Source organism: Streptomyces scabichelini (assembly GCF_011045015.1).
In the GTDB taxonomy this organism is placed as follows: Bacteria; Actinomycetota; Actinomycetes; order Streptomycetales; family Streptomycetaceae; genus Streptomyces; species Streptomyces scabichelini.
Genome location: NZ_JAAKZY010000019.1, coordinates 58,371 through 80,550 on the forward strand (window position 1 = coordinate 58,371; position 22,180 = coordinate 80,550).

Here is a 22,180-nt window from a genome sequence, read left to right on the forward strand (position 1 = left end):
CGCGGGTACCTCGCCGGCCTTGGAGCTACTCCACCGGGCGTACGCCAGGAGTCGCCCGCGGTACGACGCCTGCCCCGAGCGCACTCGGCAGCATCGAGGCCATGAGACACCGCACGCTGCACGCCAACGGCATCGACATCCATATCGCCGAAGCCGGGGACGGACCGTTGGTGGTCCTGCTGCACGGCTTCCCCGAACTGTGGTACTCGTGGCGTCACCAGTTGGGCGCACTCGCCGCGTCCGGCTTCCACGTCATCGCCCCCGACCTGCGCGGCTACGGGCGGACCACCGTCCCGCCCGACGTCGAGGCCTACGGCATGCGGGCGATGGTGGACGACGTGGTGGGTCTGCTGGATGCGCTGGACGAGCCGACCGCCGCGCTGGCCGGTCATGACTGGGGTGCCCAGATCGGCTGGGCGTGCGCCCAGCTGGCCCCCGAGCGGTTCCCGGCGCTGGCCGCGCTGAGCGTGCCGTACCAGCCAAGGACACCCGCCCCCCTGACCCAGGATCTGCGCCGCCGGGCAGGCGACAGGTTCAACTGGCTGCTGCACTTCCAGGCTCCCGGGGTCGCCGAAGCCGAGTTGCAGGCCGATGCCGAACGCTCGATGCGCCTCATCTTCTCCGCGCTCTCCGGGGACGCTCCCGACGGTCTTGCGGTCAGGCTGCTGACCGGTCTGCCCGCCGGATCCCGGCTGCTCGACCCGATCCCTGAGCCCACGAGCCTGCCGCCCTGGCTGACCGAGTCCGACCTGTCCTACTACGTGGGCGAATTCCGCCGTACCGGCTTCACCGGCGCGCTCAACCGGTACCGCAACGTCGACCGTGACTGGGATGAGCTGCCCGCCCTGGGCGCGACCACGGTCCGCCGGCCGGTGCTGTTCGTCACCGGCGAACTGGACACCGCCACACGCTTCATGGACACGGACGCCATGCGCCAGTACGTGCCGAACCTTGACGGTCCGGTCGTCCTGCCGGGCTGCGGCCACTGGATCCAACAGGAACGTCCCAGCGAGGTCAACGGGCTCCTGGTCGACTTCTTGTCTCGTTGTTCGACTTCTTCGTAAGCCACCGTAAGAGCCGGCCTTCCCGCGTAAGACGACACCTCACGCCTCCTCGGTGACAGACCAAACACACGGAGGAAGCATGGCAACGGGGAAAACGATCAGCCGAGTAATACGGGTCATGGTGGTCGCCGCGATGGCGGGTTCCGCGGTGACTCTGACCGCGGGGTCGGCGAGCGCGGCAGCGGGCAGCGTGACCAAGAGCGGGGACCAGGTGATCGTGAATGCGGGGGCGCGCACCGGCAATGACTTCAAGATCAGCCTGTCGGGGAACCAGGTCGTCATCCGAGACGACCATCCCATGTCAGTCGGCGGGGGCTGCAGGGCGGAAATCCCCGGCAACACAGTGTTTTGCCCGGTCAACCCCAACAGCGACACGGTCGTGGTCAACGCCGGGGACGGCGACGACACCATCACGAAGACCGGCAGTATCCGGAGCGAGCTGAACGCAGGACCGGGCAACGACCGCATCGACGGAGGCCCCACCACGTTTGCCGACTACCTCGACGGCGGGGCGGGCAACGACTCCCTCAACGGGGGCCCCAACCTCGACATCCTCACCGGCGGCCTCGGCGCCGACACGCTCAGCGGCGGGGGCGGCTTCGACTACGTGAACTACCAGGACAGCAGCTCCGGCGTGGTCGTCGACCTGGACAACAACGCCGACGACGGTGTGTCCGGGGAGGGCGACAACGCCCTCAGCAACGTGGAGCTCATCATCGGCAGCAAGTTCGGTGACAGGCTCACCGGGAGCACAGGGAACAACAGCCTGCTCGGCCTCGCCGGCAATGACGTACTGACAGGCGGGGCCGGCAACGACTCCCTCTACGGCGATACCGGGAATGACACCCTCGAAGCCCGGGACAACGTCTCCGGCAACGACACCGCCGACGGGGGTGCCAACACCGACACCTGCCGCGCCGACACCAGCGACGCCAAGAACGCCTGCGAGGCGTAAGTGACGCGCTGACCTCGATACGCCGTTGGCCCCCGATCCTCCGATCGGGGGCCAACGGTGCCGATGGAAAGGATCACGTGCTGCTGACCCACTGGCACCAGGCGGATTCCGGACCGGCGTACAGGGTGAACCGCGGGTCGCCGGCGACGCACTCGCGGATGCTGTCGGGGGCTCCGATGAGATGGAAGTGCGCGGCAGGGTCCTCGGGGAACAGCGTGTGCAGTTCGTCGTCCGGGAGCCCGTCGGCACAGCGGAGTCCCTGCATGTCCAGGAAGAACTCCCGGTGCCCGTCGAGTACTTGCTCGTGCAGCCGCTGCCGCAGTTGCCGTTGCGTGATGGCGCCCAGCGTGCCGCTGACCGCCATCCACAGCCGGAACGGCGCCTCAGCCAGCAGACGCATGCTTATGACCGTGATTTCCAAGGGTGTTGTGCTCCAGTGGCGCTTCCGTCGCGGTGGGCGCCGTATGCCCGCTTACCAGCCGTCGCTCTTGCTACCCCTGCTCGGGCGGCACCGAAAGTGCGCGCTCCGTGACTGCGCGAAGCCTCCCCTCGCCCCACACAGGCGTAACCGTGAACTCCACATCGCAGGGGCTCCCGTGGTTCAGGAGCCCGTCCGGTTCACAAGCCCGTCGGGGTTCAGGAGCCCGTCTCCCCGGTGAGCTCGCGCAGCCTGCGCAGTACGGCACCGTGTTCCGGGCGGTGCAGGGGCGAGGCGGACAGGAGTTGCGTCAGCACCTCGCCGAGCGGCCCGGCGCGGCGGGGCGGCGCGGGGGACGGCGGGTAGCCGCTGCCGGCTCCTTCGGCGAACGGCTCCTTGCCCTCGACGGCGAAGTACAGGGTCGTACCGAGGGCGAACAGGTCGGAAGCCGGCGTGGCCGAACCCCCGTACAGCTGCTCCGGGGCGAGATAGCCGGGCGTGCCGATCACCTTCTGCGGCTGTGTGTGGGACACGGCGCCCGCCATGCGGTGAGCGATCCCGTAGTCGGTGAGGACCACGCGCGCGTGCGGGTGCCCCGAACCGTCCGGTGCCAGAAGGATGTTGGACGGTTTCACATCCCGGTGCACGATCCCGATGTGATGTCCGGCCGCGAGCGCCTTGAGCACGGCGAGCCCGATCCGTGCGGTCTCCCCGGGCGGCAGCGGCCCCTGTCCCGCCCGCAGTCGCTCCTCGACCACCGCCTCCAGGGTGGTGGCGCCGCGGACGAACTCCATCACGATCCACGGGAGGCCGTCCTCCTCGACGACGTCGTGGACCGCCACGACGTGGGGTGCCTCGCGCAGGGCGGCAAGGCTCCATGCCTCGCTGAAGGCCCGGGCTGTCCGTACGTCCGAGCCTTCCTCCCCGGGCACGGCCCCCGTCCGTACGACGACCTCCTTCACCGCGACCTCGCGACGCAGCCGTAGGTCGTAGGCCAGCCAGACGCGGCCCATGCCGCCGGTGCCGACGGGCTTGATCAGCCCGTACCGTTCCGCGAGGACCCGTGTCCAGGGACCGCGGCCCGCGCCGTCGGACGCGGACGGCCGCGGGGGCGGCACGTCGGTGTCCCCGTGCTCCTGCTCGATCTCGTCCATCTGCGCTGCCTGTCCCGGTCAGTACGCGGATGTCAGTGCTCCCGCGGGGAGCTTCTTGCCGTCCTCCCGGTACACGGTGCACAGCACCCAGCGGAACCCGTCGTCCCACTCCTCGTCGTCGGACCACCACCCGTCCATCACATGGCCCTTCCCGCGGGTCCAGTTGACGCCGTACTTCTCCTCGCACAGCTCGTCCGTGTCGACACTCTCCGCGGAGTCGCTGCCCGAGGACCACGTCCAGCCGACGGCCTGCTCGTGGTGCGGCTCGTCGCAGCTTGCCAGGAGCAGGGTGTATACGTCGTCCTCCTCCTCGGTGTTGAAGCAGTCGCCCGGGCCCAGCTGCGTCACGTACACCTCCTCGCCCTGCTTGCGGTACTCGCCCAGCGGGCCGCCGAGGGTGGCCTTCTTCAGGAAGAGCAGACAGGCCGTGTCCGGCGGCTGGCTCTGCCCGGCCGCGGGCGGCAGCACGTACAGCACGGGGTCGGGCATGGTCTTGCGCAGCTTCTCCGTGCGCTCGGCGCACTGGCTCTGCTCGGAGGAGGCACCGGACCGCGGTGTCGCACGGGACGCCTGTTGCGGCCCGGACGCCTCGACGGTCGTGATCACCTGGCCCTCGGGGTCGTCGTCGACGCAGTCGACGAGCTTCAGCTCGGGCCGCCCCTTGAACTCGCCGTTCTTCCAGTCGGCGTCGACGCACTGCCCCGCCTTCAGCCCGTCCTTCAGGCCCACCTGTGTGCCGTACGGAAAGGCGCTGCGGGTGGTGGTCGGGGAGGGACTCGCGGCGGGCGTCGGCCGCTGTTTGGTCTCCGGCTTCTCCGGCCCCTGTCCGTCGTTGCCGTACACGGCGGCGCCCACGCCGAACCCGCCGGCCGCCACGAGCACTGCGACGAGGGTCAGCAGCGCAGGCATCCGCCATCCCTGGGTACGGCGCGACTCCACTGGTCCCTGCCGGGTCGGGGTGATGTCCCCGTCGCCGTCTCGATCACGGCCGTCTCCATCACGGTCCGCGTCATCGTCTGCGGAACGGGGGGCTTCCTCAGGGGAGGCGGCTTCGGGCACCTCGGGCGGAGCGGCCTCCTCGGAGGATGCGGCAGGCACCGGTGAGGCCGCGTGTTCCCCGGTCGCGGCGGCCTCGGCGAGGAGCTCGGCCGCCTCGGCCGCCTGCGTACGGTCCAGCGGGTTCTTGGCCAGGAGTCCCATGATCACCCGGCTGAGCTCGTCGCTCGCCCGCCGCGGCGGGGAGGGCTCCGTCTCCAGCAACGCCATCAGAGCCGCTTCGGGGGTGTCCCGGTCGAACGGGCCGCTGCCCTCGACGGCGAAGTAGAGAGTGACCCCGAGGGAGAAGAGGTCGGAGGCGGGGGTCGCCTCGCCGCCGTGCACCCGCTCCGGCGCCATGTAGCCAGGGGTGCCGATCACCACACCGCTGCGGGTCAGCCTGGTCTCGCGCGGCCGGAGCGAGATGCCGTAGTCCGTGAGCAGTACGCGGCCGTCCGCGGCCCCGGAGTGGTCGGGCGCGAGCAGGATGTTGGAGGGCTTCACATCCCGGTGGATGATGCCGAGGCGGTGCCCGGCGGAGAGTCCGTCGAGGGCCGCCGCCCCGATCCGGGCCACCTCGTCGGTGGGCAGCGGGCCGCGCTCCCGTACGACGGCGCTCAGGTCCATGGTGCCCGGCAGGTACTCCATCACGATCCACGGCAGGCCCTCGTGCTCGACCACGTCGTACACCGTGATCACATTCGGGTGTTCGCGCAGCTGGGCCGCCTTCAGCGCCTCCTTGCGCCCGCGGGACGCGCGGTCGCCGGAGGCCTCGTCCGGCAGAAGCGGCAGCTCGATCTCCTTGACCGCCACCTGGGCCCTGAGCTCCTCGTCCTCGGCCCGCCAGACGCTCCCCATCCCGCCGGAACCCAGCCGCTGCCGCAGCCGGTAGCGCCCGGCGATGACCCGTTCCTGCTCCCCTGCCACGAACCCGCTCCCCTCACAGCGCGTGTGGTCAGCCGAAGACCACACGACGTGCTCGACCGTCAGGGGGTCATGGTGACGCGGCGGGGCCGGGACCCCTCCCGGGCCGGCCCGTCCCGGCCGCGCACCGTCCCGGCCGCGCACCGTCAGGGCCTCGGCGGCTTACGCCAGGGCCTCCGCTTACGTCAGGGCCTCGATACGCGGGGACTGCCCCGCGTAGGCCGCCCTCAGCACCTCCAGCGCCCCGCCCATCGTGACCGTCCGCGGATTGGGGTACGCCTCTGCCGCGGTCTGTCCGGCCGCCACCGTCAAGTCGTCGTCGGTCAGGCCGAGTTGGGCGAGGGAGCGGGGTGCGCCGAGGCGTCCGGCCAGGTCCCAGAGGGCGTGCGGGGCGTTGTCCGTGCGGAGGGCGCGGTTGAGGACGGCGATCGCCTCGTGGACGGCGGGTGCGTTGTACGCGAGGGCGTGCGGGAGTACGACCGTGTGCGTCTCGGCATGCGGCAGGCCGAAGGTGCCGCCGAGCACATGGCACAGCTTGTGGTGCAGGCCCATGGTGGTCGCTCCCAGGCAGGAGCCGCACAGCCAGGCCCCGTAGAGGGCGCGACTGCGTGGCCCCATCGCCTCCGGGTCGGCGGCCACCAGCGGGAGCGCGGACGTCATCGCACGGACGCCCTCCTCGGCCATCAGCGCGACGAGGGGCGAGGTGTCGGGGGCGTACAGCGCCTCGGCCGCGTGCGCGACGGCGTTGATGCCGCTGGTCATGGAGAGGGCCACCGGCAGGGTGAGGGTGAGCTCGGGGTCGTAGACGACGCTGCGGGGCAGCACCGCGGGATTGCGTCCGGTGCGCTTGATGCCGTGCTCGGTGACACCCCACACGGAGGTCATCTCGGACCCGGAGTAGGTGGAGGGCACGGCGATCAGCGGCAGGTGCGTACGCAGCGCGATCGCCTTGCCGAGGCCGATCGCGCTGCCGCCGCCGACCGCGACACAGCCGTCGGCGCCTGCCGCGCGCGCCACCTCGACGGCCAGGTCGGCGACCTCGGCCGGGACGTGCATACGGGCTTCGGCGTGCAGCCCCGCGCACAAGGAACCCAGTGAGTCCGCGACCGCACGCGCGGTGACCGAGCTCTGCCTGCCGCTCACCACCAACAACCGCCGCAGACCGAGGCGCGCGGCCTCCTCCGCCGGCGCGGCCGTCGAGGCGCCGGGCCGGAACACGACCCGCATCGGCCGGCTCTCGAAGGAGAAGTCCGGGACGTTCATGGCATTCATGGCGTTCATGGCGTTCGCGCTGTTCGTGGCGTTCATGGCTTCGTGGCGTTCATGAGGATCGCTCCGGAGTGAGTACGAGCTCGAAGCGCGCGTGGCGAAGGGATTCGGGACGCCGTACTCCCGTTCCAGGTCAGGGTTGCCGGTCTCGGCCAAGTCCTGGACAAGGCTGCTCTTCCCTGCGAATACCGCGTCCGACGCCGGATAATCGCTCTCGGCCACGAAGATGTGCGTGGTGACGGGCGTGTGCCCCACGGTTTCGGATCCCCCGGCCTCTCGTCGTCGGCTTTGCCCGCTGCTAGCCTCCGGGTTCGGGAACCGGTTGCCACAAGCGTTGCCGCAGTTCCCGGGCGACTGAGTGGTCCCGGTCGGGGAAAATCCGGGGCGGAGGAAAGGGGCGGGCGATGACGAGGAAAAGCAGCGGGGATCTGGGGAGCAGGAGCACGATCCGGGACGTGGCGGCACGGGCGGGGGTGTCCGCCTCTACGGTGTCGCGCGTACTCGGCGGTGAATACCCGGTGAGCACGTCGACGCGTACACGGGTGATGCGGGCGGTCCGCGAGCTGGACTACGTGGCCGACGCCCGCGCCAAGGCCATCGCGGGTGTCGGCACGCCGACCCTCGCCTTCGTCCTGGACGACATCACAGGTCCGTCGTTCGCGCTGATGGCGCACGGCGTGGAGCGCGAGGCGACCCGGCTCGGTCATCTGTGCCTGGTGTGCAGCACGGACGGCGACACCGAGCACGAGCTGGAGTTCATCGAGACGATGCGCGCCCAGCGAGCCGCGGCCGTGATCCTGGTCGGCGGCACCGCGGACACCGCCGAGTACCGCGGGCGCATGGCCCGTATCGCCGACTCCCTGGCCTCGGCGGGCTCACGGCTCGTCCTGTGCGGACGGCCGCCGCTGGATCCCGGCACACCCGTGACGGTCATCGAGTACGACAACGAGAGCGGGGCGTACGCCCTGTGCGCCCACCTCCTCTCCCAGGGACACCGACGCGTCCTCTTCCTCGGGGGCAAGCCGCACCACACCACGGCTCAGGCCCGCGAGCGGGGCTATCTGGCCGCCCACCGGGCCCGCGGTGTCGAGCCGGACCCGGAGCTGTGCCTCACCGGTGACTTCACCCGCGACTCGGGTCACCGCCGGATACACCAGGCCCTGAAGCAGGGACTGGAGTTCACGGCGGTGATGGCCTCCACGGACATGGTCGCGGCCGGTGCGCTCACCGCCCTGCACGAGGCGGGCCTGAACGTACCGGACGACGTGTCCCTCGTCGGCTACGACGACATCCCGTTCGTCCGCGACCTGCATCCCCCGCTGACGACGGTCCACGTCCCCTACGAGGAACTCGGCCGCCTGGCTGTCCGCACGGCCCTCGGCAGGACCCCGGACGCTCCGAACGAACACCTCCTGCTGGGCACGCACGTGGTGGTGCGGGATTCGGTGGCGGCGGTGCGGGGGCAGTTACTACCGGACGCAAACACCCGGGTTGGCTCGCAGGATCCTGCTGGAGGATTGACGTGACGACGAAGAACACCGGTCCGGTCCGCCTCACCGACGCCGCGCACACGGCGCTGCGCCCGGCGGCGGCCGCCAGGATCACCGGCGGTTTCTGGGCGGCCAGACGGCGCACCAACGCCGACGTGAGCATCCCGCAGGGCCCCTCGAAGCTGGAGGAGGCGGGCAACCTCGCCAATCTGCGGGCGGCTGCCGACGGCAAGGGCGGCTTCACCGGTGACTTCCAGTTCCAGGACTCGGATGTGCACAAGTGGCTGGAGGCGGCGTCCTGGCAGCTGGCCGACAGTCCGGAGAACACGCAACTGGCCGCGCACATAGGCGAATTGACGGCACTCCTGGCTGCCGCCCAGGACGCGGACGGCTATCTGCAGACGTACTACCAGGTCGCCCGCCCCGAGCTGCGCTGGCAGGAGCTGGGCTGGGGCCACGAGTTGTACTGCGCGGGCCATCTGATCCAGGCGGCGGTGGCCCACCACCGGGCGACCGGACGGCGTGACCTCCTCGATGTGGCGGAGCGGTTCGCGGCTCACATCGACGCGACCTTCGGCAAGGACAAGGCGATCGACGGAGTCTGTGGACACCCCGAGATCGAGACGGCTCTGGTCGAGCTGTACCGGGAGACCGGTGAACACCGCTGGCTGGACCTCGCCGCCTACTTCGTCGACCGGCGCGGCTACGGGGTACTGAGCGCGGGCGTCGACCGCGGCCACGACCGCGACATGGGCCAGGCCTATTGGCAGGACCACACTCCGGTGCGCGAGGCGGACACGGTCGAGGGACATGCCGTACGGCAGCTGTATCTGCTCGCGGGGGCGGCCGACCTGGCGGCGGAGACCGGCGAGCCGGAGCTGCTGGCCGCGCTGGAGCGCATATGGGACGCCATGGTGGCGACGAAGACGTATGTGACCGGCGGGGTCGGTTCGCGCCATGAGGGTGAGGCCTTCGGCGACCCGTTCGAGCTGCCGCCGGACCGTGCGTACGCCGAGACGTGCGCGGCGATCGCGTCCGTCCAGTGGTCGTGGCGGATGGCCTTGCTGACCGGCGAGGCGAAGTACTCCGACCTCGTCGAGCGCACGCTCTTCAACGGTTTCCTGTCCGGTGTCGGCCTCGACGGCGACAGCTGGCTGTACGTGAACCCGCTCCAGGTGCGCGAGGAGTACGCCGGCCGCGGCGGCGACCAGACGGCCCGCCGCACTCCGTGGTTCCGCTGCGCGTGCTGCCCGCCGAACGTGATGCGGCTGCTCGCCTCACTCCCCCACTACGTGGCGAGCGGCGACGCGGAGGGTCTGCAGCTGCACCAGTACGCGACGGGGGTGTACGCCGCCGGGGAGGGCGTCGTCCGCGTGGAGACCGAGTATCCGTGGGACGGCCGGATCACGGTCACTGTCGAGGAGGCTCCCGCGGACCGTGACTGGTCGCTGTCGCTGCGGATCCCCTCCTGGTGCTCGGAGTTCAAGGCGTCGACGCCCGACGGGAGCGCCCCCGCCGAGGCGGGCTCCGGCTGGCTGCGCATGCGCCGTCGCTGGGCTCCGGGCGACACGCTCACGCTCGATCTCGACCTGACGGCCCGGCTGACCCGACCCGACCCGCGCGTCGACGCGGTCCGCGGCTGCGTCGCCATCGAGCGGGGCCCGCTCGTGCACTGCCTGGAGGGCGTCGACCAGCAGCCCGGCATCCGTCTGGACGACGTCACGCTGGCGCCCGGCTCGGACCTGGCGGCCTCTCTGGAGCCGGGCCTCCTCGGCGGGGTCGCGGTGGTCACGGCCGGCGGGCGCCGCCGGAGCGACGGAGGCGACGTACGGCTGACAGCGGTGCCGTACTACGCCTGGGCAAACCGGGAAGAGGGCGCAATGCGGGTGTGGATTCCGCAGGAGTGAGCGGTGTCGCCGGCTCGGCGTCCCACAGGGCGAGTTCACGATCACGCGGACCGTGCACCAGCGGTGGGCCGTCCGCGCCGAAGATCCGCACCGGGTGGGAGGCGTCCCAGGCGTCCCAGCCCGGGTCGCCCTCGGCCGCGAAGCGCACCCACGTGGAGTGCATCGCGTCGGCCAGCTCCTGCGGGGCGCCCTCGCCCGCCAGCTTGGCCGACTCCGGGACGTCGCCGGTGTCGAAGACGAAGCCGAGTTCCAGGGCGTGGCAGGCGCCGAGATCCGGAAGATTCGAGGGCCAGGCGAACTCGTACACGTAGGACGGCGTGGTTCGGGCGTCGGCCAGCCGGTGCAGCGGGATGCGGAGCAGGTGGTCGGTGACCATCTGGCCGAGGAGCTCGGCGGGGCGCGCGTCCGGGTGGAGGGCGCGATAGCCGCGCGGGACCTCGGAGCCGCAGTGACAGCGGGCCATGGCTCCGGCCAGGGCGACGGGGCCGAGCCGGTCGACGCGTTCCAGGAGCCCGCCCGGTACCAGCCACAGCCGGTACTCGTCGCGGGTCCAGCCCAGGAGCAGGTCGACGCCCGGCGCGGCGCCCTCCTCGACCAGGGCCTCCATGGGGTCGCGCGGGACCAGGTCGCCGTCGACGACGATGCCGAACGCGGGACCGCCGAGGACGGGAGTGCTCAGCCGCCCCACCTCGGCCTGGGTGCGCAGCAGCAGCTCGCGGTCGACGGCGGCGAAGGCCTCGGCCGTGGCGGGGATCTTCAGCCGGGACGCCATCCGGCGCACCATGCGCCGCACCTTGTCGCGGCTGGCGGACTCGGGCGGCCCACTCTGCAGGACGGCCCGCCGGAAGAGCCCCTGCGTCTGCGGGGCGGCGAGCAGGGCGCCGACACTGATCGACCCGGCCGACTGGCCGAAGACGGTCACCCGGTCCGGGTCGCCGCCGAACTCGGCGATCGCGTCACGCACCCACTCCAGGGCGGCGAGCTGGTCGCGCAGGCCCGGGTTGGGCGGGGCGTCCGGGAACAGTCCGTACCCCTCCACGCCCAGCCGGTAGTTGATCGAGACCAGGACGACGCCGTCGCGGGCGAAGGCGTGTCCGTCGTAGACCGGTACGGCCGACGAACCGCGGGTCAGCGCGCCGCCGTGGATCCACACCAGCACCGGCAGCCGGGCCCCTCGGCCCGGCTCCGGCGTCCACACATTGAGGTTGAGGCAGTCGTCGCCCGGCACGACCGGGTCGGACAGCAGCCGGGCGAACGCCTCCGAGTACGGGGGCTTCGGCGGTGTCGGCCCGAACGCGCCCGCGTCGCGCACGCCCTCCCAGGGCGTGGGCGGCACGGGCGGCCGGAACCGGCGGGGACCGAAGGGCGGAGCCGCGTACGGGATACCGCGGAAGACGGCGATCCCGTCCTCGTATCTGCCGCGTACGTCCCCGTACGGGGTTCTGACCACGGGCTTCGTCCGGTCTGCCGTCATCCGCGCACCAGCTCCTCGCACGCTCGTGAACCGTCGTTCACAGCAAGCGTCACATCACCTCCGGATATTCCGGCGTCCGTAGCCGGTGGGCAACTGTGCGCGACTATTTGGCGTACATCACCGTGCCGAAGCCGAGTTGGTCGTAGCCGCCGCTGTTGGAGCCGTAGTCGCCGCCCCCGCCCTCGGGGCGGACGCTCTCGGCCATGCGGGTGATGTACGGAACGGACAGGCCTCGTCGCCGTGCGTAGTGGTAGTGGAGGATGTCCCACACGGGCCTGGCCTGCCCACGGCTCGCGGAGGAGATGACGGTGTGGGACTGCTGGGCGCAGTTCGTGCCGGTGCCCCAGGTGTACGTCGTGAAGGGCACGTTCTCACCGAGGTTGTACTTCGCGACGTACTGGGCGGCCTTCATGAACCGGTTGTTGTCGTAGCCGTACAGGTCCTCGCCCTGGGACCAGGCCATCTCGCAGAAGGCGCCCATCTGGCCGATGCCCATGACGGTGTGGCCCTGGTCGCGGCCCGACTCCTGCCACTGGGCCAGGCCCTCGCTGTCGTACACGAAGGGGATCGCCTTGCGGATGGCGCCGTTGCCGGCGCCGTTCTTGAAGTAGTTCACGGCCTGGTCGTACTTGGCGCCGTCGTCGCACAGGATCCCGATCGCGAGGATCGAGTTCATGGTGCACAGGTCCCAGTTCGCCCAGTAGTTGGTGATGCAGGCGCCGTTGTGGTTGTTCAGGAACTGGTTGTTGAGCGGGTAGAAGACATTGAGCATCATCCTCTGGAAGCGGGCGAGGTCGAACCCGCTGTAGCCGCGCATGAGTTCGGCGGCGTTCGCGAACTGGTAGCCGTAGATCCCGGCGGCCAGGAAGCGGTCCGCGTTGCCCGTGACGGTGGTGAGGGTGGACGACCAGGCGTTGAGGATCCTGACGGCCGCGTCGCCGTTCGCCCTGGTCCCCGCGATCTGCCAGCGCAGGGCGTTCTGGTAGGCGGCGTGGATGTCGTTGTACAGGATCCCGTAGTTCTGGCCGTCGCCGCCGCGGATGATCGTGGCCTGCGGGTTGGGCTGCCAGGTGCTCGCGGAGTGCCCGTTGGCGGTCAGCCGGTTCCAGCCGGAGAGCCACGGGTCGTCGCCTGCGGCGACCCGTACCTTGGCGCGGTTGAGCTCTCCGTAGGCGTGCAGCATGCCCGGGTGGGTGAAGGTCGCCGGAGCGGCGTCCGCGGTGCCGCCGGTGAGGGCGGTGGCCGAGGCTCCGACGGCGAGGGCGGCGGTGAGGCCGCCGGCGGTCCTGAGCAGACCGCGGCGGCTCAACTCCGGCTGGTGGAGGTGCTGGTGGGGGGAAGTGCGGCTCATGTTGGTGCATCTCCAATCCCGTGGGGGATCTACATGGGGGTGATGCTCACCTCGCTGAATCGCGCGGTGCTGCGGGCCAGGGGGTTGCGGGAGCAGACCACGAGGCCCACGTCATAGGGGGCGTCACCGAAGCCGGGGATCTCTCCCGTGGCGAGTGGTGTCCAGGTGACGCCGTCATCGGTGGAGACGGCCGCGGTGAAGGCGGTCCCAGCGCGCTTCAGCCGCAGCAGACAGGGGGTGGTGACCGTGCCGTTGCCCGTGAACGCCGACCGTCCGGCCACGGTCGTACGGAGCATCAGCTGGGCGGCGGTGCCGCCGGTGACGATCGCTCCGGCCGCCTGGTCGAACGGTGACAGCGACTTGGCCATCAGCAGGCCGACCCGGTCGCCGCTCGCGCCTTCGCGGGAGACGAGCCGGGCGGTGATCTCGCAGTCGCCGGTGATCGAGCGACGCACGAACTGCCCTGTCATTCCCTGGTTGTTGACGTTCAGGTCGGTCCCGGCACCGCGTACGACGAACGTCCCGTCGTCGTATCCGGTGATCCCGGGCGTGCGCACGGCCACCACGCCGAACGTCCCGAACTCCCGCTCGTCCAGCACCACATCGCCGAGATCGCCGTACGACCACGGCGCGGGCGGCGGCGTACCGACCATGAGCTTCAGCGCGGCGTTCGCGGTACCGGCCGCGTTCTCCGCGGTGGTGGTGACGGCGAACTCCCCTGCCGTCTCGGGTGTTCCGGAGATGAGTCCGGTCCCCCGGTCGATGCTCAGCCCCTCGGGCAGACCGCGGGCGGAGAACAGCACGGGCTCGTGCGTGGCCCTGAGCAGATGCCGGAAGGGGACGCCCCGGTTGGCGAAGGCGGTGGACGCGGAACTCGGTTGCGGCACCGACGGCTTCGGCATCGCCGCCCGCACGGGTGCCGAACGCGGACCCCGCCCTGTGGTGTTGGTCTTCGCGACGGTGTAGTGGTACGTCGCGCCGGGCCTTCCGCTCCCGTCCGCGTACCGCAGGCGGGTGCCGAAGCCGACGGGGACGACGTCGGTGGCGACCGGCGTGTACGGTCCGTCGGCGCTCGGAGCCCGCAGCACCGTGTAGCGGGACGAGAGGTCCGGGTCGGTCCAGCTCAGCTCGACGGCGTCGGCCGCCGTGTCCGCCCGCAGGTCGCCGGCCGTGCGGGTGGGGCGTGGCACGGCCCAGACGGAACCGGCCGACGACGTCACGCTCACGTTGTCGAATGCGCCCGTGCCGGTCTCGGCGTACGACTCGTCGACGCCGAGACAGGAGGTGAGGGCGAGACCCGCGTACGCCGTGCTGCCCAAGTCGACCTCGGTGGAGCCGACTTCGGTCCAGTGGACGCCGTCCGGGGAGAGGGACCCGGTGCAGCGCTTCCCCTTCCGCTCCACCCGCACCCAGTACGGCGCCCGCAGCCGGTAGCCGTCGCCCGCGCCCTCCACGTACGGGGCTTCCAGCGGGGTCGCCGACTCGGGCAGGGTGCCGAGGTCGGAGATCGGGAACGACGCACCGGTGGTGATCGCCTTCTGCTGGGACGGCGGCACGGGTGTGCTGCCGGTGGCGGAGATGGCTGCCCCCGCCTTCTGGCGTACGGTCCACACGCCGCTCCAGGTGTGCAGCGGCAGGCCCTGGATGAGCATGGAGGCGTGCGGGGCGTCACCCTCCGAGGGGGAGCTGCGCAGGGTGACGCCGATCTTGGAGTACTGGGAGCTGAGCGGCCACACGATCCGCGCCGTGATCGTGCCGTCGCCGCGCAGGGGCAGGTGCACCAGCCGGTACGTGTCCGCGGTGCCGCCGGCCTCCAGCACGAAGCGCTCGCCGTCGAAGAAGGCGGAGCCCGGGACGCGTACGTCGCCGACGTCCCCGGTCGACCAGGGCGCCGGGAGTCCGGCCGTGGCCGCCGTCCGGCCCGAACTGCCGCTCTTCCCTTGCGAGTTGGTGGCAGTGACCGAGTAGTAGTAGGTCCGGCCCGCACGCACGTCGCGGTCCCGGTACGTCGCCTTGTCGACTCCGGAGGCGATGAGCTCGTACGGCCCCTCGGGCTTGGTGGACCGCTGGACCGTGTAGCTGCTCGCCCACGCGGACGGCAGCCAGGACACGGTGACGGAGTCGTCCTCGCCCACGGCGGTGACTCCCGCCGGGGCCGTCGGCGCGGCGGGCGAGGCCTTCGCGCCCGCGTAGGTGAGGGTGCCCCAGCTCGGCAGGTCGTCGTTGCTGCCCTCGACGACGCGGGTGCCGCCCGTGCCGCGGAAGAGGACGTTCTTCGTGTACGGGGCGTCGAGGCCGCGTACGCCTGTGTAGTGCGCGTACGCCATCTCGTAGATCGGCGGGATCTGGCCGCGCACCCGGTCCGAGACGGATGTCTTGATGTACTTGCCCGTGCGGTCCAGGTCCGGGGTGAAGGGGACGTCGCCGCCGAGGTTGTAGCGGGCGGCGTACTCGACGTTCGCGAGCATGCGGTGGTCGTCGAAGCCCCACAGGTCGACGCCCTGGTTCCAGGCGACCTGCGCGGCGTCGGCGAGCAGGCCGACCGCGAGCTGCTCGTGGCCCTGGTCGCGGCCGCTCTCCTGGCCCTGGCCCGCGTCGGTGACGATGCGGTTGCGTACGCTGCCGTTGCCGGCGCCGGCCGCGGCGAACCGCAGGGCGTCCTCGAAGAGGGTGCGGTTCTCGCAGAACACCCCGATGGCCAGGATCGTCTGAACGGCCGTCAGGTCCCAGTTGCCGTTGGCGTACAGCATGTAACCGGACACCGACGGATACCAGACGCGCAGGAAGGACTCCTCACAACGCGCGATGTCCGCGTCCGCCCAGCCGTCATAACCGGTGTGCCGCAGCAGCTCGGCGGCGTTGACGAACTTGAAGCCCTGCAGGCCCGCACCGAGCGGGCCGTCCGCGCCCGTCACGGTCGTGAGCGAGGCCGACCAGGCGTTGAGGATGTCGCGCGCCTTGTCCGCGTGGGCGCGGTTGCCGGTGACGCACCACATCAGGGCGTTCTGATAGGCGGCCGCGGAGTCGGCGACGGCCTGGTTCATGAAGTTCGACGGGCCGCGGCCCCAGGAGGTGATCTGTCCGGTGTTCTGGACGGTGTACGACGCCGAGGAGCGGGCGTGGGCCGCGAGCGCCAAGTAGCCGTCGTACAGCGGGGATTCCTTGGCGGCGACGGCCGCCTTCATACGGTCGAGGTCGTCACGGGAGTGGAGGAGCCCGGGATGCGCGAACGCGGACGCCTCATCGGTGGCCTGGGCCCACGCGGGCGCGGCGGAGGCGGACAGAAGTCCACCTCCGGCCACGGCCACGAGTCCCGCCGCGCCGAGGAACGACCGTCGGCTGAGGGGAAGCACGGGTGACTCCTCTTACGGGTGCTGAACGGTGAGCTCGAGGGACTTGGTCGCCGTGCCCGCGGTGTTCGTGGCCGAGACGGTGACCGTGTACGTGCCGGGGACCTGCGGAGTGCCGGAGATCTGACCGGTCTTCTTGTCGACCTCGAGGCCCTTCGGCAGCCCGTCGGCGTCGTACGACGTCGGCAACGCGGTCGCCGTGACGAGGTGGTTGAAGATCTGGCGCGCGGTGGCCGTGGCCTCGCCCGCGCTGGTGATCTCGGGAGTGGCCGTGGACGCGGGCTCGGAGTCCTTCAGGAAGCGCAGGTCCTTCACGTGCTCGTTGACGAACATCGGCACCATGTCGGGGGTCAGGTACCAGCGCGGCTTCTGCATGGTGTCGGCGATGACCGTGCCGTTGATCGCCATGTTCTGGAAGGTGAGGTTCTTGATCGGGCGGTCCGCGTCGTAGCCGACCACGATCGGCATGTTGGCGTTCTTGCCGTCGTACTTGAGGTTCCGGATGTACACGTCCTCGATGCCCCGGCCGGGCGAGGCGTTGTACCGGTTGGCCATGACGCGCATGTTGACCAGCTGGCCCCAGGTGAAGTCCTCGACCCGGACGTCCTGGATGCGGATGTTGCGGATGAGGTTGCTGTCGCCGGGGTTCAGGGCGAAGCAGCCCTGGTAGAGGACCTGCGGCTCGCGGTGCTGGAGGACGTCGATGTTGCTGAAGACGATGTTCTCGATCGTCTCGGGCTTCTCCGGGTTGCCGTGGGTGCCCATGTTCATCGGGTGCGCCACGTCGGCCCAGAGGGTGGAGTTACGGACCACGACGTTGCGGGTGTCGCCGTAGTAGTCCCAGCGGTGGGCGTAGACGGCGATGCAGTCGTCGCTGTTGCGCATCCAGACGCCCTCGATGAGGACGTCCTCGCTGCTGAACACGTCGATGCCGTCGCCCCACTGGCCGAAACTGTAGGAGTGCAGGTTGCGGACGGTGACCTGCTTCGACTGGCCGATGGTGCAGGAGTAGCCGGTCTTGGGGTTGAGGGCGAGGATGCCGTCGATCTCGATGTTCTTGGAGAAGGCCACCAGGGTGGCGGCGTCCGAGTCCCAGATGATGCCCCGGCCGAGCAGGCGGGCGTTCTCCACCTTGTTGAACTCCACCCGGGCCTTCAGCACCGCGCCGCCGGCCAGGTACACCGTCTTCCCGCTCGGCACCATCACCACGTTGTTCGGGACGGTGTGGATGCCCGGGCCGAAGTAGATGACGTCGGGGTCGTCCTCCTCGGGCCGCGTCTTCTCGACCGGGTTGGCGTGCAGCTGCAGGTTGTCGTAGATGTCGTACGTGTCGCCGTCGCCGATCTCGATGGAGAGGTTGCGCGGCTCGGTGAGGCTGAAGGTGATGGTGTCGCCGCTCGCCTCGTGCGCGATGTCGTACGACAGCGGGCGGATCCGCGCGGCGGCGATGGCGCCCTTGGACGAGGTGACCTGGACCTCGACAGTGCCGGTGAAGTCCAGGTTGGCGACCGAGGAGCTTCTGACGATGCCGGCGCCGGTCTTCTCGTTTATGGTCTTCGTCCGGGCGCGCAGGACGGGCACCGTCTTCCACTCACCGCCCGGCGTACGGGCCTTGACGGAGAAGCTGGCGTTGAGCGGGAGCCCGGTCGGGACCGGGTACACCACCAGCCGGTCCGCGGCCTCCGGTCTGTCCTCCGCACTCGCGGTGCCGGACGCCGCGCCGATCAGGGAGTACGCGGCGGCGGTGGCGCCCGCGGCCTGGATGAGGGTGCGCCGGGACAGGCCGGTGCCTTCGGTGTCGTTCATGGAACAGCCTTTCAAGAACGGGGAAGCGAGAACGTGGAAGGGAGAACGGGGAAGGGAGAAGGGTTACTTGAGGCCGGTGGTGGACATTCCGGCGACGAAGCCGCGCTGGGCGACGAGGAAGATCAGCAGGATGGGGACGACGTACATCACGGAGCCCGCCGCCAGCAGGTTGTTGACGGGCAGCCCGCCGTCCGTGACATAGGAGGTCATGAGGGCGACGGAGAGCGTGGTTTTGTCGCTGGACAGGAGCAGCATCGGGGCGATGAAGTCGCCCCAGGTCCAGGTGAAGGCGATCACGAAGCTCGCGGACAGGACCGGCCAGGACTGCGGCAGGAAGATCCGCCAGAAGATTCCGGCATAGCCGACGCCGTCGACGATCGCGGCCTCCTCCAGCTCCCTCGGCATCCCGGCGAAGAACTGCCGGAAGAGGAAGACCAGATACGGAGCGGCCGACAGCCCCCACAACACCCACGGCCAGTACGTGTCGACCATGTCGATCTTCGCGAAGATCAGGTACGTCGGGAAGAGCGTGATCATCTGCGGCAGCATCATGGAGCCGAGCAGCACCCCGAAGAGGATCTTCTTGCCGGGGGCGTTCAGGCGGGCGAAGCCGAAGCCGACCCAGGCGGAACTCAGGGTGACCAGGGTGGCGTAGATCAAGGAGATGATCAGGGAGTTGCGGGAGTACCCGAGGAAGTCGATGGCGGTGAAGGCATCGGCGAAGTTGTGCCACTGGAAGTTCTCCGGCAGCCAGCGCACCGGGGAGGCCGCCAGTTCGGGCGTGGTCTTCAGACCCGTGATGATCAACCAGCCGAAGGGGCCGAGCAGCAGGCCGGTGATCACGACGAGCACGGTGTAGAGGACGAGGCGGGTCGTGCGTACCCGCACCCGGCCACCGGAATCAGGGGTCTTGACGTCCTGGGAGGTCCGGGGGGCCTTGGGGGTCACGGTGGTGGCGGTCACTTCTTCGCCTCCGGGTCGACGTTGTAGAACACCACACCGGACGTGAACCTGAAGATCAGGCCGGTCACGATGAGGATCAGGACGAAGAGCACCCACAGGAGCGCGGAGGCGTAGCCGTAGCGGCCGAGCGCGAAGTACTGCGCGAAGACGTGCATCATGTACATGTAGTTGGACTGCGGGATCGCGGTGACGCCCTTGGGGGTGGCGTCCGCAGCGAGCAGCATCGGCATGATGGTCTGCACCGAGGCGATCATCCCGGTCACCGCCTGGAAGAGCAGGACCGGCGAGAGCAGCGGCACGGTGATGCTGCGGAAGGTCCGCCAGGCGCTCGCCCCGTCGATCCGGGCCGCCTCGTGGAGCTCGCGGGGTACGTCCTGAAGCCCGGCCAGCGAGATGATCATGATGTTCCCGGCCGCCCACAGCACCGCCATCAGGATCACGTAGCGGGCGTAGGGGTCGTCGAGCCAGGCGATGGCGTCGATTCCGACGAAGTTCAGAATGCCGTTGGTGGCGCCGGAGTCCCGGTTGAAGAGCTGCTTGAAGATGAGGCCCGCGCCCACCGGCGGCACCACGGCCGGCAGATAGAGCAGGGTGCGCCACAGACCGCGCGCCTTGAGCGGCCTGTTGACCAGGACCGCGAGCCCCATTCCCGCGATGATCGACAGCGGCACCGAGGTGATGGCGAACAGACCGGCACGCCCCAGGGCGTCCCAGGTCACCGGGTCGTTGAGCAGTTCCTGGTAGTTGCCGAGTCCGACGTAGCGCCAGTTGGGGGAGATGCCGTCGAACGTGGTGAAGCTCAGCCACAGCGCGTACGCCATCGGGCCGATGGTCAGCAGCAGGAAGCCGATGATCCAGGGCGAGGTGAACATGTAGAACGCCCGGTGCCGGCGAGCGGTCATGGAGGTCCGGGACCCGCCGCCGGAGCGGACGGCGCCGGTGCCTGCGACGGCCCGTGGCCGCTCGACGACCTCGGGGATCTGGCCGACTGTCATCCCACCTGCTCCTTACCGCGCTTCAGCTGCTCGTTGAGGGCCGAGTTGAGGCGTCCCGCGAGGGTGTCGACGGAGATCTGGCCGTTCATCGCGGCCGGCATGACCTGGTTGATGAGGGCTTCGAAGGCGTCCCACTTGGCGTAGGGAGTGAAGGGGGTCACCGAGAAGTGCTCCAACTCGGCCTCCTGCACCTTGAAGACCCGCTTCTGGTAGTCCTCCTTCTGCGGCATCAGCGGGCGCAGCGACTTGAGCGTCGGTATCCCCCAGCCGCCCTCCGCGCGTGCCTTGGCCGGCCCTTCGCCGAAGAACCACTCGAAGACCCGCCAGGCGGCGTCCTTGTTCCGCGCTTTCTTGGGCATCCACAGGCCGGTGCCGGCCTGGCAGGAGCTGAGCCGCGGGCCGCCCTCGAAGACGGGGGCCGGGGCGAGCCGGGACACCTTCGCCACCTTCGCCTCGGCGTTGATCATGCCGCCGAGCCAGTAGCCGCTGCCGGACATGGCCATGCGGTTCGCGACGTAGGTGGGACCGTCCCAGGTGTCGGGGTTGGGCTGGATGAGGCTCGGCCCGACCCTGGTCCTGGCGTAGTCCACGTACCAGGTCAGGGCCTTGCGGGCCTCGGGGGTGGTGAAGTCGACCCGGGTGAAGTCCTCGGAGAAGAGGCTGCCTCCGGCGGCGGCGGTCAGGTTCGTCAGGAGGACGGTGAGGTTCACGCCGTTGTAGCTGCCGCCGTACACGGTGGTCTGGCCGTTCTTGCGCTGGACCAGGCGCTTGCCGTTCTCCAGCCACTCCTCGTACGTGATCGGCTCGGTCTCGGAGGGGTAGTCGACACCCGCCTTGTCGAAGAGCGCGGTGTTGTACCAGAACATCGCGTCCTGGGAGAAGTCCTTCGCCATGCCGTAGCGGGGGCCCTGGCCCTGGGTCGTGCCGTCGAACCGCCACACGTCGTTGGCCGGGTCCAGGTCGTCCGTCCTGAGGATGGTCGACTTGGCGAAGTACGGGTCCAGATCCTCGGCCACACCCCGGGCGGCGAAGTACGGCGCGTCCAGGGCGCCGAGGCCACGGACCAGATCCGGCGGGTTGCCGCTGGTGAGCATCGCGATCAGTCGGGTGATGTCGTTCTTCACCACGGTGATCCTGATGCCGAGTTCCTTCCGGGCCTGCTGGATCAGCTCCGGGGAGACGTCGTCGAGTTCGACCATCATCGTGATGCTCTCGCCGTTCCCGCCCCCGCTCGCGGCGCCCGCGGTCGACAGGGCGCAACCGCTGAGGGCAGCCGCGCCGGCCGCGGCGCCGCCCGCCGACAGCGCGAGGAATCGGCGACGGCTCGGGGCGGCGCCGGAGTATGAGCGCATCTACGCCTCACCTTCTTGCTCGGGGCCTTCTGCTGGGGGCTTGGCAGGCCAAGAGGTTCTGCTGGGACTTGGGCAGGCCGACAGGGACTCGATGGCGAGCGGATCGAAATTTCGACAACCGGTTGTCATGAGCGGGTGGGCAGAGCTTCTTCCTGTCTGGAAACCGCGTCAAGAGCCTCGACGAACTTTCGAAAAGACCGGGTAACTTCGGCGACATGAGCCAGAAGGCCCGAGGATCACTCCGGAGTCTGCGGCGAACCGACCAGTAGCAGCTCCTGGCGTTGCTGCTCAACCACGGTCCGCTGCATCGCGCCGCCCCGGCACGACTGGCAGGCGTCTCCCGCACGACGGTCTCGACGATCGTCAACGAACTGCCGGCGCGTGGTCCGGTGGGCAAGACCGAGGGGAAACCGATTGCCGATCTCGACGGCCGCGCGGGTGATCTGGCGTCGGTGATTCCGCGTGCGGCGGTGGCGGCCGGGATGAACCACTGCTTCGGCCTCCGAGCGGGATCGGCTCGGAGCTGATCCTCGACGGACGCCTGTACCGCGGGACGGCGGAGGCCGTCGCCGAGGACCTGGAGATCAAGCAGCAGCTGTTCGCGGTGTTCGACAAGGTCTGCAAGCCGGGCGCGATCCTGGCCACCACGACCTCGTCGCTGCCCGTCGTCGCC

The 22,180-nt window shown here is 70.1% G+C and carries 16 protein-coding genes and 1 pseudogene; 6 read left to right on the plus strand and 11 right to left on the minus strand.

Annotation, left to right across the window (positions count from 1 at the left end):
• The first annotated feature begins 101 nt into the window (after positions 1–101).
• On the plus strand, positions 102–1,064 hold the full coding sequence (locus G5C60_RS08785; protein WP_165256483.1) for an alpha/beta fold hydrolase: 963 nt from the start codon (positions 102–104) through the stop codon (positions 1,062–1,064).
• Positions 1,065–1,143: 79 nt separating this feature from the next.
• The gene (locus G5C60_RS53025; protein ID WP_277611142.1) at positions 1,144–2,019 is read left to right on the plus strand and encodes a calcium-binding protein; all 876 of its coding nucleotides are present in this window, start codon (positions 1,144–1,146) and stop codon (positions 2,017–2,019) included.
• Positions 2,020–2,092: 73 nt separating this feature from the next.
• On the opposite strand, the gene G5C60_RS08795 is transcribed toward G5C60_RS53025, so the two are convergent.
• The 4 genes from G5C60_RS08795 to G5C60_RS08810 form a co-directional block, all read right to left on the minus strand.
• Complete coding sequence (locus tag G5C60_RS08795) at positions 2,093–2,419, minus strand: hypothetical protein (RefSeq protein WP_165256485.1); 327 nt, start codon at positions 2,417–2,419, stop codon at positions 2,093–2,095.
• 236 nt (positions 2,420–2,655) lie between these two features.
• Positions 2,656–3,591 carry a serine/threonine-protein kinase gene (locus G5C60_RS08800; protein WP_165256487.1) on the minus strand — a complete coding sequence of 312 codons (936 nt, stop codon included), beginning with the start codon at positions 3,589–3,591 and terminating at the stop codon, positions 2,656–2,658.
• Between the two features lie 18 nt (positions 3,592–3,609).
• Entirely contained in the window at positions 3,610–5,553 is a 1,944-nt protein-coding gene (locus G5C60_RS08805) for a protein kinase domain-containing protein (protein WP_165256489.1), read from the minus strand.
• Positions 5,554–5,730: 177 nt separating this feature from the next.
• Positions 5,731–6,813 carry a maleylacetate reductase gene (locus G5C60_RS08810; protein ID WP_165256521.1) on the minus strand — a complete coding sequence of 361 codons (1,083 nt, stop codon included), beginning with the start codon at positions 6,811–6,813 and terminating at the stop codon, positions 5,731–5,733.
• Between the two features lie 410 nt (positions 6,814–7,223).
• On the opposite strand from G5C60_RS08810, the gene G5C60_RS08815 reads away from it, so the two are divergent.
• Together G5C60_RS08815 and G5C60_RS08820 are read left to right on the plus strand one after the other, a co-directional pair.
• On the plus strand, positions 7,224–8,345 hold the full coding sequence (locus G5C60_RS08815; RefSeq protein ID WP_165256491.1) for a LacI family DNA-binding transcriptional regulator: 1,122 nt from the start codon (positions 7,224–7,226) through the stop codon (positions 8,343–8,345).
• Positions 8,342–10,216: a beta-L-arabinofuranosidase domain-containing protein gene (locus G5C60_RS08820; protein ID WP_165256493.1), complete on the plus strand. Its 1,875-nt coding sequence runs from the start codon at positions 8,342–8,344 to the stop codon at positions 10,214–10,216. Before G5C60_RS08815 ends, G5C60_RS08820 begins: the two co-directional genes overlap by 4 nt.
• On the opposite strand, the gene G5C60_RS08825 is transcribed toward G5C60_RS08820, so the two are convergent.
• The 7 genes from G5C60_RS08825 to G5C60_RS08855 all read right to left on the minus strand — a co-directional run bounded on the left by G5C60_RS08825 (position 10,098) and on the right by G5C60_RS08855 (position 21,507).
• Positions 10,098–11,690, minus strand: coding sequence for a carboxylesterase/lipase family protein (locus G5C60_RS08825; protein WP_165256495.1), 1,593 nt, complete (start codon positions 11,688–11,690; stop codon positions 10,098–10,100). The two genes, G5C60_RS08820 and G5C60_RS08825, sit on opposite strands and share 119 nt — an antisense overlap.
• A 103-nt stretch (positions 11,691–11,793) precedes the next feature.
• Positions 11,794–13,041, minus strand: a complete 1,248-nt coding sequence (locus G5C60_RS08830; RefSeq protein WP_165256497.1) for an alginate lyase family protein — start codon at positions 13,039–13,041, stop codon at positions 11,794–11,796.
• Between the two features lie 29 nt (positions 13,042–13,070).
• Positions 13,071–16,394, minus strand: coding sequence for an alginate lyase family protein (locus G5C60_RS08835; protein WP_165256499.1), 3,324 nt, complete (start codon positions 16,392–16,394; stop codon positions 13,071–13,073).
• A 12-nt stretch (positions 16,395–16,406) separates the two neighbouring features.
• Entirely contained in the window at positions 16,407–18,197 is a 1,791-nt protein-coding gene (locus tag G5C60_RS08840; RefSeq protein ID WP_165256501.1) for an Ig domain-containing protein, read from the minus strand.
• Positions 18,198–18,260: 63 nt separating this feature from the next.
• Positions 18,261–19,160, minus strand: a complete 900-nt coding sequence (locus G5C60_RS08845) for a carbohydrate ABC transporter permease (RefSeq protein ID WP_165256503.1) — start codon at positions 19,158–19,160, stop codon at positions 18,261–18,263.
• Positions 19,157–20,155 (minus strand): carbohydrate ABC transporter permease, encoded by a 999-nt coding sequence (locus tag G5C60_RS08850; RefSeq protein ID WP_165256505.1) that lies wholly within the window; start codon positions 20,153–20,155, stop codon positions 19,157–19,159. The genes G5C60_RS08845 and G5C60_RS08850 overlap by 4 nt, the downstream gene beginning before the upstream one ends.
• Entirely contained in the window at positions 20,152–21,507 is a 1,356-nt protein-coding gene (locus tag G5C60_RS08855) for an extracellular solute-binding protein (protein WP_165256507.1), read from the minus strand. Before G5C60_RS08855 ends, G5C60_RS08850 begins: the two co-directional genes overlap by 4 nt.
• Positions 21,508–21,788: 281 nt before the next feature.
• Between G5C60_RS08855 and G5C60_RS08860 the strand changes: the two genes are divergently transcribed.
• Together G5C60_RS08860 and G5C60_RS08865 are read left to right on the plus strand one after the other, a co-directional pair.
• Positions 21,789–22,034 (plus strand): hypothetical protein, encoded by a 246-nt coding sequence (locus tag G5C60_RS08860; RefSeq protein WP_165256509.1) that lies wholly within the window; start codon positions 21,789–21,791, stop codon positions 22,032–22,034.
• 32 nt (positions 22,035–22,066) lie between these two features.
• Positions 22,067–22,180: pseudogene (locus tag G5C60_RS08865) on the plus strand (3-hydroxyacyl-CoA dehydrogenase NAD-binding domain-containing protein); the annotation flags it as partial.

Bases quoted from the DNA above. Each gene is read 5' to 3' on its own strand.
- G5C60_RS08785 (WP_165256483.1), top strand. From the start codon at position 102: ATGAGACACCGCACGCTGCACGCCAACGGCATCGACATCCATATCGCC.
- G5C60_RS53025 (WP_277611142.1), top strand. From the start codon at position 1,144: ATGGCAACGGGGAAAACGATCAGCCGAGTAATACGGGTCATGGTGGTC.
- G5C60_RS08795 (WP_165256485.1), bottom strand. From the start codon at position 2,419: ATGCGTCTGCTGGCTGAGGCGCCGTTCCGGCTGTGGATGGCGGTCAGC.
- G5C60_RS08800 (WP_165256487.1), bottom strand. From the start codon at position 3,591: ATGGACGAGATCGAGCAGGAGCACGGGGACACCGACGTGCCGCCCCCG.
- G5C60_RS08810 (WP_165256521.1), bottom strand. From the start codon at position 6,813: ATGAACGTCCCGGACTTCTCCTTCGAGAGCCGGCCGATGCGGGTCGTG.
- G5C60_RS08815 (WP_165256491.1), top strand. From the start codon at position 7,224: ATGACGAGGAAAAGCAGCGGGGATCTGGGGAGCAGGAGCACGATCCGG.
- G5C60_RS08825 (WP_165256495.1), bottom strand. From the start codon at position 11,690: ATGACGGCAGACCGGACGAAGCCCGTGGTCAGAACCCCGTACGGGGAC.
- G5C60_RS08830 (WP_165256497.1), bottom strand. From the start codon at position 13,041: ATGAGCCGCACTTCCCCCCACCAGCACCTCCACCAGCCGGAGTTGAGC.
- G5C60_RS08840 (WP_165256501.1), bottom strand. From the start codon at position 18,197: ATGAACGACACCGAAGGCACCGGCCTGTCCCGGCGCACCCTCATCCAG.
- G5C60_RS08850 (WP_165256505.1), bottom strand. From the start codon at position 20,155: ATGACAGTCGGCCAGATCCCCGAGGTCGTCGAGCGGCCACGGGCCGTC.
- G5C60_RS08855 (WP_165256507.1), bottom strand. From the start codon at position 21,507: ATGCGCTCATACTCCGGCGCCGCCCCGAGCCGTCGCCGATTCCTCGCG.